The sequence below is a fragment of the Pseudomonas sp. HD6515 genome (assembly GCF_024971855.1).
GTDB classification, from domain to species: domain Bacteria; phylum Pseudomonadota; class Gammaproteobacteria; order Pseudomonadales; family Pseudomonadaceae; genus Aquipseudomonas; species Aquipseudomonas alloputida.
In genome coordinates this window covers 1,568,422-1,581,470 of the sequence record NZ_CP079827.1, presented here as the reverse complement: position 1 = coordinate 1,581,470, position 13,049 = coordinate 1,568,422, and the positions used below count along the sequence as shown (strand labels likewise).

General features: G+C 62.1%; 13 protein-coding genes. 6 read left to right on the top strand and 7 right to left on the bottom strand.

What is annotated here, in order from left to right; all coding sequences use genetic code 11:
- Nucleotides 1-2 precede the first annotated feature (2 nt).
- The gene (locus KW568_RS07390; protein WP_003254651.1) at nucleotides 3-884 is read right to left on the bottom strand and encodes a DMT family transporter; all 882 of its coding nucleotides are present in this window, start codon (nucleotides 882-884) and stop codon (nucleotides 3-5) included.
- 195 nt (nucleotides 885-1,079) lie between these two features.
- Here KW568_RS07390 and KW568_RS07385 point away from each other — a divergent pair, with 195 nt between their 5' ends.
- Nucleotides 1,080-1,208: a hypothetical protein gene (locus KW568_RS07385; protein ID WP_003254652.1), complete on the top strand. Its 129-nt coding sequence runs from the start codon at nucleotides 1,080-1,082 to the stop codon at nucleotides 1,206-1,208.
- A gap of 110 nt (nucleotides 1,209-1,318) precedes the next feature.
- Here KW568_RS07385 and KW568_RS07380 read toward each other — a convergent pair whose 3' ends face one another.
- On the bottom strand, nucleotides 1,319-2,254 hold the full coding sequence (locus tag KW568_RS07380) for an aspartyl/asparaginyl beta-hydroxylase domain-containing protein (RefSeq protein ID WP_003254653.1): 936 nt from the start codon (nucleotides 2,252-2,254) through the stop codon (nucleotides 1,319-1,321).
- A 173-nt stretch (nucleotides 2,255-2,427) separates the two neighbouring features.
- Entirely contained in the window at nucleotides 2,428-3,402 is a 975-nt protein-coding gene (cysK, locus tag KW568_RS07375; protein ID WP_004576043.1) for a cysteine synthase A, read from the bottom strand.
- Nucleotides 3,403-3,534: 132 nt separating this feature from the next.
- On the opposite strand from cysK, the gene KW568_RS07370 reads away from it, so the two are divergent.
- From KW568_RS07370 to KW568_RS07360, 3 genes are all read left to right on the top strand, one after another.
- Nucleotides 3,535-4,608 (top strand): DUF748 domain-containing protein, encoded by a 1,074-nt coding sequence (locus KW568_RS07370; protein WP_004576042.1) that lies wholly within the window; start codon nucleotides 3,535-3,537, stop codon nucleotides 4,606-4,608.
- 179 nt (nucleotides 4,609-4,787) lie between these two features.
- On the top strand, nucleotides 4,788-5,633 hold the full coding sequence (locus tag KW568_RS07365; RefSeq protein WP_003254658.1) for a MoxR family ATPase: 846 nt from the start codon (nucleotides 4,788-4,790) through the stop codon (nucleotides 5,631-5,633).
- 13 nt (nucleotides 5,634-5,646) lie between these two features.
- Nucleotides 5,647-6,825: a VWA domain-containing protein gene (locus KW568_RS07360; protein ID WP_004576041.1), complete on the top strand. Its 1,179-nt coding sequence runs from the start codon at nucleotides 5,647-5,649 to the stop codon at nucleotides 6,823-6,825.
- 117 nt (nucleotides 6,826-6,942) lie between these two features.
- On the opposite strand, the gene KW568_RS07355 is transcribed toward KW568_RS07360, so the two are convergent.
- From KW568_RS07355 to KW568_RS07340, 4 genes are read right to left on the bottom strand one after another with little or no spacing between them, the layout of a single operon-like run.
- Nucleotides 6,943-7,860, bottom strand: a complete 918-nt coding sequence (locus KW568_RS07355) for a biotin-dependent carboxyltransferase family protein (RefSeq protein WP_004576040.1) — start codon at nucleotides 7,858-7,860, stop codon at nucleotides 6,943-6,945.
- The gene (gene pxpB, locus KW568_RS07350; RefSeq protein ID WP_003254664.1) at nucleotides 7,857-8,543 is read right to left on the bottom strand and encodes a 5-oxoprolinase subunit PxpB; all 687 of its coding nucleotides are present in this window, start codon (nucleotides 8,541-8,543) and stop codon (nucleotides 7,857-7,859) included. Before pxpB ends, KW568_RS07355 begins: the two co-directional genes overlap by 4 nt.
- The gene (locus tag KW568_RS07345; protein ID WP_033726002.1) at nucleotides 8,543-9,319 is read right to left on the bottom strand and encodes a 5-oxoprolinase subunit PxpA; all 777 of its coding nucleotides are present in this window, start codon (nucleotides 9,317-9,319) and stop codon (nucleotides 8,543-8,545) included. Before KW568_RS07345 ends, pxpB begins: the two co-directional genes overlap by 1 nt.
- A 9-nt stretch (nucleotides 9,320-9,328) precedes the next feature.
- Nucleotides 9,329-10,615, bottom strand: a complete 1,287-nt coding sequence (locus KW568_RS07340) for an MFS transporter (RefSeq protein WP_003254666.1) — start codon at nucleotides 10,613-10,615, stop codon at nucleotides 9,329-9,331.
- 130 nt (nucleotides 10,616-10,745) lie between these two features.
- Here KW568_RS07340 and KW568_RS07335 point away from each other — a divergent pair, with 130 nt between their 5' ends.
- Both KW568_RS07335 and KW568_RS07330 read left to right on the top strand, forming a co-directional pair.
- Nucleotides 10,746-11,657, top strand: a complete 912-nt coding sequence (locus KW568_RS07335) for a LysR family transcriptional regulator (protein ID WP_003254668.1) — start codon at nucleotides 10,746-10,748, stop codon at nucleotides 11,655-11,657.
- 257 nt (nucleotides 11,658-11,914) lie between these two features.
- Nucleotides 11,915-12,865: an IS110 family transposase gene (locus KW568_RS07330; protein ID WP_004577666.1), complete on the top strand. Its 951-nt coding sequence runs from the start codon at nucleotides 11,915-11,917 to the stop codon at nucleotides 12,863-12,865.
- Nucleotides 12,866-13,049 lie beyond the last annotated feature (184 nt).

Genomic DNA, 13,049 nt, shown 5'->3' with positions numbered 1-13,049 from the left:
GCCTACGCCTCGGCCAGGCGCGCGGCAGGCTTGCGAAACACGAACAGCAGCCCTACCACGATCAGCCCCATGCCCAACAGGCTGAGCGGTGCCAGGCGGTTACCGAAGATCAGCAAGTCCATTACCGCAGTCACTGCCGGCACCAGGTAGAACAGGCTGGTGACATTGACCAGGTTGCCCTTGGCGATCAGCCGGTACAGCAGCAAGGTTGCCAGCAGCGAGACCACCAGGCCCATCCACAGCAGCGCACCGACGAAGCTGCCGGTCCACTCGACATGAAGCGGTTGCAGAGGTGCGAACAGCGCGCACATGGCAAAGCCGGCCAGGTACTGCAGCGGCAGCGTGCCCATGGGGTTGTCGGTAATGCGCTTCTGCAGGATCGAGCCAAAGGTCATGCTGACCAACGCCAGCAGGGCGAACAGCATGCCCGCCAGCGATACCCCGCCCAGGTTGATGCCCTGGTAGACCACCATGATCAAGCCACCCAACCCCAAACCCAGGCCGAACAAACGGCTCCAGGAGCGCTGGCGTTCCATCAGCACCACGGTGAGGATCGGTTGTACCCCCATCACCGTGGCCATGACGCCGGGGGTGACATGGGTATCAAGCGCCAACAGATAGAAGATCTGATAGGCACCGAGCAGCACACAACCGGTACCCAGGGCGCGCAGAATGCTCCCGCGAGTACGCGGCCAGCGCAGCCCTAGCAACGGGCCGATCAGCAACAGGCCGGCCAGGGCCAGCGCCGAGCGCAACAGCAGAAAGGCAAACGGGCTGGCATGCGCCAGGCCGAGCTTGGAGACGATCGCCCCGCTGCTCCACAGCAGGACGAACAGGCAGGTAGTGGCCGCCGAGGCCACGGACGTTTTGGTAAAGACAGACATGAATTGCCACCTGATAGTAGGCAGATAAGCCAAACGGACGGCGTGCGCTTCAACGTGAGCAGTAGCCGACCGTGTTCAGTACGTTGCGCGTGCGAAGGGTTGCGGCACGAAGCCGATCAGCCCAGCACAACCACGCAATGAGGCGGAGCTACGCCGCCTACGACGCCACTGACAGGTGGTGAGGAGTGACAGATCATGACCGGCTGCTGGCTACCACGCACGACCAAGCCCGCGACTGGCGCGATGGCAAAGCGTGTGGTGGAAGGGATGGCTGGCATGAACGCGGTCTTTGAGAAAGTGAATGTTCTGGAATATAGCGAGTGATTCTTCGCGGCACAAGCCCGCTGCCACAAGCGCACCCTCGTCCTTGAAGGATGAGGCGCACCGGTGGCAGCGGGCTTGCCCCGCAAAGGGGCCGGTTAACGCAGAAAAACTCAGAACAACCAGCGATACAACAGATACGCCACCACCACCGCCAGTACCGGCCGCAGCACGCGGTAAGCCTTGGGGTTGGCGCGTTTGAACTGCTTGACGTGGCTGCTGATCCTGTTGCTGAAGCGCTTGCTCCAGGCGTACGCCTGGTTGATCCCGCCCACGCGCTCGTCGTCGGTGTTCTGCGGCGCGGTGGCGCGGCCGAGGAAGGCACTGACCTTACGGTTGATGCGCGTCATCAGCGGGCTACTCAGCGGGCGCTCGATGTCACAGAACAGGATCACGCGGGTTACGTCGGTTTCGTTCTTGACCCAGTGCACGTAGGTTTCGTCGAACATCACGTCTTCGCCATCACGCCAGGCGTACTGCTCACCGTCCACGTAGATGCGGCATGCGTCGGAGTTGGGCGTGGACAGCCCCAGGTGATAACGCAGCGAGCCTGCGAACGGGTCGCGGTGCGGGTTCAGGTGGCTGCCGCCGGGCAGCAGGGCAAACATTGCGCCCTTGACATTGGGGATGCTGCTGACCAGCTCGACAGTGCGCGGGCACAGGGTTTGCGCCGAAGGCAGCGGTTTGTCGTACCACTTCAGGTAAAAGCGCTTCCAGCCTTTCTTGAAGAACGAACCGAAGCCGGCGTCGTTATCTTTCTCAGCGGCACGGATATAGCCTTCGTCGAACAGGCGCATGGCCTCTTCGCGAATTTCCTGCCAGTTGTCCTTCAACACGTCCAGCTCCGGGAAGCGCTGGCGATCCAGGTAGGGCTTGGACGGCACGCCGGAAAACAGGTACATCAACGCGTTATAGGGGGCGAACAGCGCCGAATGGTTGACGAACTGGCGCAACACCGGCAGGCGGGCCTTGCCGCGCAGGTGCACGAACAGCACGCTGCCGAAAAACACCAGCAAGACACCCGCCTTGGCTGCAAAGGAAAAGGTCATGCTTTCACTCCTTGGGGAAGAGCCAGGGCTGCGCTGCCTGCTCTCCAGTAAATCATCCTGCCATCATAAACCGATCCCGCCGCGGTAAAAACAACCCGGGCGGGATCGCATTCATGAAGATTTTGCAATAAACCAGGCCGCCGATTGTTGCGCCGGATCAGCGGGAAGGCGGATTACTGCTGGTTTTCCTGCTCGCTGAACATGTCGCTGAACAGCATGCTCGACAAGTATCGCTCGCCCGAATCGGGCAGGATTACGACGATGGTCTTACCCTGCATTTCCGGTTTTTCGGCCAGGCGCACCGCTGCCGCCATTGCCGCACCGCAGGAAATACCACAAAGGATGCCCTCTTCCTGCATCAGGCGAATCGCCATGGCCTTGGACTCTTCGTCGGTCACCGTCGCCACTTGGTCGACGATCGACAGGTCGAGGTTTTTCGGCACGAAGCCGGCGCCGATGCCCTGGATTTTGTGCGGGCTGGGCTTGAGTTCTTCGCCGGCCAGGGTCTGGCTGATCAGCGGCGATGCCACGGGCTCCACTGCCACCGACAGGATGGCCTTGCCCTGGGTATGTTTGATGTAACGCGACACGCCGGTGATGGTGCCGCCAGTGCCCACACCCGCCACCAGCACGTCGATGGCGCCGTCCGTGTCGTTCCAGATCTCAGGGCCGGTGGTTTTCTCGTGAATGGCCGGGTTGGCCGGGTTTTCGAACTGGCCCGGCAGGAAGTACTGCTCCGGGTCGGAGGCGACGATTTCGTTGGCCTTCTCGATGGCGCCCTTCATGCCCTTGGCCGGATCGGTCAATACCAGCTCGGCGCCCAGTGCCTTCAGCACCTTGCGGCGCTCCAGGCTCATCGAGGCGGGCATGGTCAGCATCAGCTTGTAGCCGCGGGCGGCGGCGACGAAGGCCAGGCCGATACCGGTGTTGCCCGAGGTGGGCTCGACGATGGTCATGCCCGGTTTGAGCTTGCCGCTGCTTTCGGCGTCCCAGACCATGTTCGCGCCAATGCGGCATTTGACCGAGTACCCGGGGTTGCGCCCTTCGATCTTGGCCAGGATGGTCACGCCGCGCGGGGCGATGCGATTGATCTGCACCAGCGGCGTGTTACCGATGGAGTGGGCGTTGTCTGCAAAGATACGGCTCATGGCAGGGGTCCTTGGCATGAAAAAGCAGGGAAATGCCTCAAGGGTAAGCCTGCGGCGGTGGCCCGTAAAGCCTGTTCGAACTCAGCCCGGCACGTTGCGGTCAACCGCACATCCCGCCTTGGAGACAGCCTCATGAAAGCCCGCTATCGCTGGCCGCTGGTCGGCCTGGCCAGCCTGATCGTGCTGCTGGTGGCGCTGCACCTGGCCCTGCCCTACCTGGTGCGCGACTACCTCAACGACAAGCTGGCCGACATGGGAGACTACCGCGGCCAGGTAGCCGATGTGGACCTGGCCTGGTGGCGCGGTGCCTATCAGATAAACGGGCTGAAAATCGTCAAGACCACCGGCAAGGTGCCCGTACCGTTTCTCGACGCCCCACTGATCGACCTCTCGGTGAGCTGGCATGCGTTGTGGTACGACAAGGCAGTGGTGGCGGAGGTGACCTTCGTGCATCCCGAGCTGAACTTTGTCGACGGTGGTAGCAAACAGGCGTCGCAGACCGGCCAAGGTACCGACTGGCGCCAGCAGCTGGAAAAACTCCTGCCCATCACCCTCAACGAAGTGCGTATCGACAATGGCGTGCTGACGTTCCGCAACTTCAATTCCAAGCCACCGGTCGACCTCAAGGCTACCCGGTTGAACGCCAGCATCCGCAACCTGACCAACGTGCGCGACCAGAAAGGCCGTCGCGACGCAAGTTTCGAAGGCACGGCGCTCATCGCGGGGGATGCGAACGTAGAAAGCCGTGCCACCTTCGACCCTTTCAGTGATTTCGACGACTTCGAATTCAGGCTTCGCGCCACCGGCATCGAGCTACGCAAACTGAATGACTTTGCCAGCGCTTACGGCAAATTCGACTTCAATGCCGGGCACGGTGACGTGGTCATCGAGGCCCAGGCAGAAAACGGCCGGCTGAACGGCTATATAAAACCGCTGCTGCGTGATGTCGACGTGTTCGACTGGCAACAGGACGTCGAGGAAAAGGACAAGGGTTTCTTCCGCTCGGTGTGGGAAGCCTTGGTGGGGGCGACCGAGACAGTGCTGAAGAACCAGCCGAAAAACCAGTTCGCTACCCGGGTGGAGCTCAGCGGCAGTGTGCGCAAACAGGATGTCAGTGCCTTCGAGGCGTTCTTGCAGATCCTGCGCAACGGGTTTGTCCAGGCATTCAATGCGCGCTATGAGCAACCAGCGCCGAAGTCTGACTGAGACAGCGTGACGGGGCATTCAGGGACTGAATACCCGGTCTGCGTTTGCAGCCGCCTGGCCCCGCGTTATAGTCGGAAACAAATCCGGATTATGTGCTGCCTGTTCGGGCCGCTTCGCGGGTAAACCCGCACCTGTACCGCGAAAAGGCCCGCACAGCCCTAAACAGAGGACAACCCCCCATGAAGTTCGAAGGCACCCGCGACTACGTCGCCACAGACGACCTGAAACTGGCGGTAAACGCGGCCATTACCCTCGAACGCCCGCTGTTGGTCAAGGGCGAACCGGGCACCGGCAAAACCATGCTCGCCGAGCAGTTGGCGGCCTCGTTCGGGGCGCGCCTGATCACCTGGCATATCAAGTCCACCACCAAGGCCCACCAGGGGCTCTACGAGTACGACGCGGTCAGCCGCCTGCGCGATTCGCAGCTAGGCGTGGACAAGGTGCACGATGTGCGCAACTACCTGAAAAAGGGCAAGCTCTGGGAGGCCTTCGAGGCCGACGAGCGGGTCATCCTGCTGATCGACGAAATCGACAAGGCCGATATCGAATTCCCCAACGACCTGTTGCAAGAGCTCGACAAGATGGAGTTCTACGTCTACGAAATCGACGAGACCATCAAGGCCAAACAGCGTCCGATCATCATCATTACCTCGAACAACGAAAAAGAGCTGCCGGACGCCTTCCTGCGCCGCTGCTTCTTCCACTACATCGCCTTCCCCGACCGCACGACCCTGCAGCAGATCGTCGACGTGCACTACCCGAACATCAGCCAGTCGTTGGTCAGCGAGGCGCTGGACGTGTTCTTCGACGTACGCAAGGTGCCGGGCCTGAAGAAAAAGCCGTCCACCTCCGAGCTGGTCGACTGGCTCAAGCTGCTGATGGCCGACAACATCGGTGAAGCGGTGTTGCGCGAACGCGACCCGACCAAGGCCATCCCGCCGCTGGCCGGTGCGCTGGTAAAAAACGAGCAGGATGTACAACTGCTCGAGCGCCTGGCCTTCATGAGCCGGCGCGGCAACCGCTGACAGGAGCAGGGCCATGCTGCTCAATCTGTTCAATGAGATGCGTGCGGCCAAGGTGCCGGTTTCGGTGCGTGAACTGCTCGACCTGCACCAGGCCTTGCAAAAGCGCGTGGTGTTCGCCGACATGGACGCGTTCTACTACCTCGCCCGCGCCATCCTGGTGAAGGACGAACGCCACTTCGACAAGTTCGACCGTGCCTTCGCAGCCTACTTCAAGGGCCTGGAAAACCTCGACCGGCACATCGAGGCGCTGATCCCCGAAGACTGGCTGCGCAAGGAATTCGAGCGCTCGCTGACCGATGAAGAACGCGCACAGATCCAGTCGCTGGGCGGCCTGGACAAGCTTATCGAGGCCTTCAAGCAGCGCCTCGAAGAGCAGAAGGAACGCCACGCTGGCGGCAACAAGTGGATTGGTACCGGCGGCACCAGCCCATTCGGCTCGGGCGGCTTCAACCCCGAGGGCATCCGCGTCGGTGACGCCGGCAAGCGCCAGGGCAAAGCGGTAAAAGTCTGGGACCAACGCGAGTACAAAAACCTCGACGACCAGGTCGAGCTTGGCACCCGCAACATCAAGCTGGCCCTGCGCCGGCTGCGCAAGTTCGCCCGCGAAGGCGCCGCCGAAGAGCTGGACATCGACGGCACCATCGACCACACCGCGCGTGATGCCGGGTTGCTGAACATCCAGATGCGCCCCGAGCGGCGCAACACCGTGAAGCTGCTGTTGCTGCTCGACATTGGCGGTTCGATGGATGCCCACGTCAAAGTTTGCGAAGAGCTGTTCTCGGCCTGCAAGACCGAGTTCAAGCACCTGGAGTATTACTACTTCCACAATTGCGTTTATGAGTCAGTGTGGAAGAACAACCTGCGCCGCACGTCCGAACGTTTTTCCACCTTCGACCTGCTGCACAAGTACGGCGATGACTACAAGGTGGTGTTCGTCGGTGACGCGGCCATGGCGCCCTACGAGATCACCCAGCCGGGTGGCAGCGTAGAGCACTGGAACGAAGAAGCCGGGTATGTGTGGATCCAGCGCTTCATGGAAAAATTCAGGAAGGTCATCTGGATCAACCCGTACCCCAAGCAGGCCTGGGATTACACCGCGTCGACCCATCTGGTGCGCGACCTGATCGAGGACAAGATGTATCCGCTGACCCTGCAAGGGTTGGAGGACGGGATGCGCTACCTGTCCAAGTGAGGTTGCCTGCACCGGCCCTTTCGCGGGCTCGCCCGCTCCCACAGCCCCACATTCACAACCTTCAAATGCAGTGCTATCCCTGTGGGAGCGGGCAAGCCCGCGAAAGGGCCAGCAGCCTTACGACCAACGCCCCAGGTAAAGCTGCTGCTCCCGCCAGGCCTCGTCCTGCACCACCGCCCTGAACCGCACCACCGCCCCCGGCATGCACTGCGCCAGTTGCGCCAGCGCCAGCGGCGTCAGCGCGCCCAGCCGCGGGTACCCACCAATGGTCTGCCGGTCATTGAGCAACACGATCGGCTGCCCGTCCGGCGGCACCTGTACCGCTCCCAGCGGGATCCCTTCGGAGATCATCGGCGCCCCTTGGTACACCAGTTGCGGGCCCAACAACCGGATGCCCATGCGGTCGGCCCGGCTGTCCAGCGTCCACTCCCGGTTGAATGCCTCGAACAGGCTGGTACCGCTGAACTCACCAATCTGCGCGCCCATCACCAGGTCGAGCACCGGCTTTGGGGCGAACTGTGGGCACAACGCGTGCGGCACTTCGCGCAGGGGTGCACTGCTACCGGTAAAAGCCAATGCCTGGTGTTTAGCCAGCGCAGCCCCCTGGCCATCGATGCCACCCAGTGCTTCACGTACCACGGTGGCACAACTGCCCAGCACCTCCTCACCCAGGAACCCACCCGGTGCCGCCAGATACGCCCGCACACCCACTTTGGGCTGCTTCAGGGTCAAGCGCTGCCCCTTGGCCAGGGCAAAGCTGCGCCATGGCGCCAGCGGCTGATCATCGACACACGCATCCAGGTCGGCACCGGCCAGGGCCAGCACGCAATCCTGTTCAGCCACCACGCAAAAACCACCCAGCGCCACCTCGACCACCGGCGCCCCCAACGGGTTGCCCAACAACCAGTTGGCCCAGTGCATCGCCACCCAGTCCAGCGCCCCGCCCTGGGTCACGCCAAGGTGGCGCACGCCGAAGCGCCCGGCATCCTGTAACTGGCACAACGGCGTACTGGCCTCAATCATCAACTGCTTCATCCCTGCGCCTCCACATCACCACCCATGGCCAGGAATTCGCTGCGCGAAACCGGCACGAAGCGCACCCGGTCACCGGGTTGCAAAAGGCTGTAACCCTCACGCTCACGGTCGAACAACCGCACCGGGGTGCGCCCGATCAGGTTCCAGCCACCCGGCGATACTGCCGGGTAGGCCGCCGTCTGGCGCTCGGCAATACCCACGCTGCCCGCCGCCACGCGCTTGCGCGGGGTACTCAGACGAGGGCTGGCCAGGCGCTCGTCGACCAGGCCCATAAAGCCGAAACCAGGCGCGAAGCCCAGGGCAAACACCGGGTAATCACGTTCGCCGTGCAACCGAACAATCTCCGCTTCACTCAAGCCGCTGCGGGCCGCCAGCACAGGCAGCTCGGGGCCGACACTGGCGTCGTACCACACCGGGATCTCGTGTCGGCGGCCGCCACTGCCGGTGTCAGGCTGCAAGCCGTCCAGCGCCTGAGCGATTCGCGCCCTGGCCTCGCCCGGCGGCAGGGCAGACTGCACCATCAGCGTGGTGTAGGACGGCACCAGGTCCAGCAGGTGCTCGCCGAACGCCGCGCTCAAGCGCCGGCTGGCGGCGAGCATCCATGGCATGTTGGCCTCATCGATACGGTCGAACAGGCGGACCATCAGGCTGTCGATGGCGACCACTTCAATTCGCGGTTTCATCACGCCTCCAGCCCATCGAGGGCCTGGCGAATCTGCCGCACCGCCGCCACCGAACTGTCGTTGTCGCCATGCACGCAGAGGGTGCGGGCGGCAAGCTGCAAGGCACTGCCATCGTCAGCCAACAGCGTTTCGCCTCGGGCCAGACGCACCGCCTGCTCCACCACCCGCGCCGGGTCGTGATGCACCGCGCCCGGCAGGCGCCGCGACAGCAGATGGCCGCTGGCGGTGTAGGCGCGGTCTGCGAACGCCTCGAACCACAGCGGCACGCCGATTTCATCGCCCAGTGCCTGGGCGGCACGGTTGTCGGCGGTGGCCATCAGCATCAATGGCAGGTTGCTGTCATAGGCCGCTACGGCCTCCAGCACGGTACGCAGCTTGAGCGGGTCGGCCATCATGTCGTTGTACAGCGCGCCATGGGGCTTCACATAGGCCACGCGACCACCCAGCACTTTGCAGATGCCATCCAGCGCACCGATCTGGTAATGCAGCAGGTCACGGATTTCTTCCGGGCTGCAGGCCATGGAACGGCGGCCAAAGCCGACCAGGTCCGGGTAGGCCGGATGCGCGCCGATAGTCACCCCGTGCTCCAGCGCCAGGGCCACGGTACGGCGCATGATACCGGGGTCGCCGGCGTGGTAGCCGCAGGCGATGTTGGCGCAATCAATGTAAGGCATGACCTCGGCATCCAGGCCCATGCGCCAGCTGCCGAAACTCTCACCCATGTCGCAATTGAGTAGCAGGCGTTCCACCACGCGGTCTCCCTTGTCGTTGTGCATAGGCCTACCTTACCGCGCCTGCAGCTGTTTGCCGCGGGTTTCAGGCAAGCTCAAGGCCGCCACGATCACAATGCCGTAGGACACCGCAGAAAACACGCCGATACCCAGGCCCAGCGGAACATTCTGGCCGAGCATGCCGATCATCAACGGAAACAACGCGGCAATGACCTTGCCGATGTTGTAACAGAAGCCCTGCCCCGAACCCCGAATGCGCGTGGGGAACAGTTCGGTCAGAAACGCCCCCATGCCGCTGAAGATACCCGAGGCGAAGAAGCCCAACGGGAGGCCCAGCCACAGCATCACGCCATCGCTGACCGGCATCTGCGTGTACAACAGCACAATGACGAAGGAGCCCACGGCGAACAGGATGAAGTTCTTCTTGCGCCCCAGCAGGTCGGACAGATAAGCACTGACCACATAGCCCATGTACGAGCCGACGATCACCATGGCCAGATAGCCCCCCGTGCCCAGCACACTCAGGCCGCGTTCGTTCTTCAGGAAGGTTGGCAGCCACGAGGTGATGGCGTAGTAGCCGCCGAGCGCGCCGGTGGTCAGCAGGGATGCCCGCACGGTGGTCCAGAGCATGCCCGGCGCGAAGATTTCGTAGAAGCGCGAGGGTGCCTCGGCGTTTTCCACTGCCTTGGCCTTACGATAGACCTCAGGGTCCTTGACCAGGCGGCGAACGAAGATAACGAAGATTGCCGGTACCAGCCCCAGCAGGAACAACGCACGCCAGGCCTGCTCTGCCGGCAGCCAGGAGAACAGCAGCGCATAAAGGATGGCCGTAAGGCCCCAGCCAATTGCCCAGCCGGACTGCACCATGCCCACCGCCTTGCCGCGGTCCTGGGCGCGGATCACCTCGCCGATCAACACCGCGCCGGCGGTCCACTCGCCACCGAAGCCAAAGCCCATCAGGGTTCGGGCAATCAACAGTTGCTCGTAGTTCTGAGCGAAGCCGCACAGGAAGGTGAAGAAGGCGAACCACAACACCGTCAGTTGCAGGGTACGCACCCGGCCGATGCGGTCGGAGAGGATACCGGCCACCCAGCCTCCTACAGCCGAGGCGATCAGCGTGCTGGTGTGGATCAACCCGGCTTCGGTGGTGGTGATACCCCACAGCATGATCAGCGTAGGGATGACGAAACTGAGCATCTGTGTGTCCATGCCGTCCAGGCCATAGCCAATCTTGCAGCTCCAGAAGGTACGTCGTTGCTGTTTGTCGATGTCGCGGTACCAGGCGAAAGGCCCGGACGAACGGAGGGAACTGACCTGCTGTTGCACGCCGGTGGGGTTCATGGATGCCTCGGCTTGTTGGTATTGTTTTATGGGCGACATGAAGCGTCGCGGCCTGGGCGCCATTGTTCAGAGGCCACCTCGCCTGCGTCCAACGAAAAAAACCGCCGGTCTGGAACAAGAAAAACTGATCATGAACCTTCGCTTCCTCGAAACCTTCGTCTGGGTCGCCCGGCTCAAGAGCTTCCGCCTGACGGCAGAAAAGCTGTTCACCACCCAGGCTTCGGTATCCAGCCGTATTGCCGCACTGGAGGCTGACCTGGGCGTGAAGCTGCTGCTGCGCGACTCCCGCGGCGTCAGCCTGACCCCGGAGGGCGGCAAGGTACTGGAATACGCCGAACGCATGCTGGAAACCGCCAAGGCCATGAAGCAATCGCTGGACAGCGACCGGGCCAAGGTCGGGCGCATTCGCATCGGGGTAATGGACACGGTGATCCACACCTGGATGAGCGCACTGGTGGCGGAGCTGACCGAGCGCTACCCGCAGGTGGAAATCGAACTGGTGGCCGACACCGCGCTGAACTTGCGCGAGCAGCTGCAGAAGGGCTTTCTTGACGTGATTTTGCAGACCGACTTGCTGCGCGAGCAATCGATCCGCAGCCTCGACCTGGCGCGCTACCCAATGGGCTGGGTGGTGGCCGCAGGCGCCCACCAGCACCGGGACTATGCATCGCTGGCCGAACTTGGGCGCGAGCGCATCATCACCTTCTCGAAGAATTCACGGCCACACCAGGAGGTGCTGAGCTTGCTGCAGGCTGCGGGGGCAGAGGCGCCGCGGTTGAATTGTGTGAACTCGGTGGCGGCGATTACCCGGCTGTTGCGCGACGGTTTTGGCATTGGCGCGCTACCGCCGGCGCTGGTGGATGCCGAGTTGGGCCGGGGCGAGCTGGTGCTGTTGGAAGGGTTGCAGCCGCCGCCGAGCCTTGAGCTGGTGGTGGCGTGGCAGACCGGGGTGGCGTTGGTCGATGAGGTGGTTGGGGTTTGCCGGCAGGTGTTGGAGCGGTATGCGCGGGATGTGGGGGGGCAGCGGATCGTACTAGTCTGAACAACAGTCTCTGCCTGTACCGGCCCTTTCGCGGGCAAGCCCGCTTGTGTCTTGATGGGGGATTAGAATCTGGAGTGAGAGCGGTGAATGGCAAGCTGAATGCCGTAGGTGCCTTGAGCACGTGTGGGAGCACAAGCTGCCATTCACCGTTCCACTTTGGCGAGAGCCCGAACAGTTGGATGCGGCTCTGATCTCGAATCACAAGCGTGGGCCAAGCCAAAGTCCTCTCACTGTGTTGAGTTTAGGAGGTTTTGGTGATGGCTTCCTTCTTGGGTATCGATGTTTCCAGTCTCTCCCTTGATGCTGCGGTGCGGCCACAGGGCATCAAAATGCATTTAAGCAATGATCCCACAGGCTTTGAGGCGCTACTGGAGAGCCTTCGCAAGCTCAGTATCAAGCGCGTCCTGTTAGAGGCAACGGGTGGCTACGAGCGAGATGTCATGCGTTTTCTACAGGACGCTGGCTACAAGGTCATACGCGTCAATCCCAGGCGAGCCAGGTCATTCGCTGACTCTTTAGGCATCAAGGCCAAGACTGACGCCATCGACGCCGAGGTTCTGGCGCACTATGCCGAAGTCATTCCAGATCAACCCTCTCTGCGAATCAGCCCCGAACGAGCGCTTCTGCGAGAGTTGCTTCAGCAACGTGATCGGTTGGTTCAACAGCGAGATGACGACCTGCGGCGCCTGAAGCAGGTGCAATCGACTGCAGTTGCTAACTACCTGAATGCCAACCTGAAACACTTCAAAGCGCAGATCAAACTGGTTGAGCGTGAGATCGAACAGCAAACCGCGATGCTGAACGACGAACGGGTTACCCAACTGATTAAAGTGAAAGGCATTGGGATGGTGACAGCGGGCAAGCTAGTAGCGCTGCTGCCGGAGCTGGGTCGGGTTGAATCCAGAGAAATTGCCTCCCTGGTCGGAGTGGCGCCCTTCAACCACGACAGCGGGAAATTCATGGGCAAGCGCTCTATCTCTGGCGGGCGATTTGCGGTCAGGCGATCGCTGTACATGGCATGCCTTGTGGCGATGAGATACAACCCAGCACTCAAGGCTCGTTATCAGTCACTGCGGGAGCGCGGAAAACTTCCCAAAGTCGCTATCGTGGCCTGCATGAGAACGTTCATCGTGCGGTTAAATGCCATGCTCAGAACGGGTACATCTTGGCTCGATCTAGTGCTACCGCAGCCTGAAAGTACAACTTAAATCCAGAACGCAGCGTGAGCCGCGTGGAAGCGGGCTTGCCCGCGAAGCCAACACCGTGGTGGATGGCACGGGCTTCGCCCGTGTTCGCGGGCAAGCCCGCTCCCACAGGGAAGGCGCCAGCTTTTAGAAATTGAGCAAGACAGTTGCTCCCACAGGTACAACCTGGCCCGCCAGGCCTGTGATG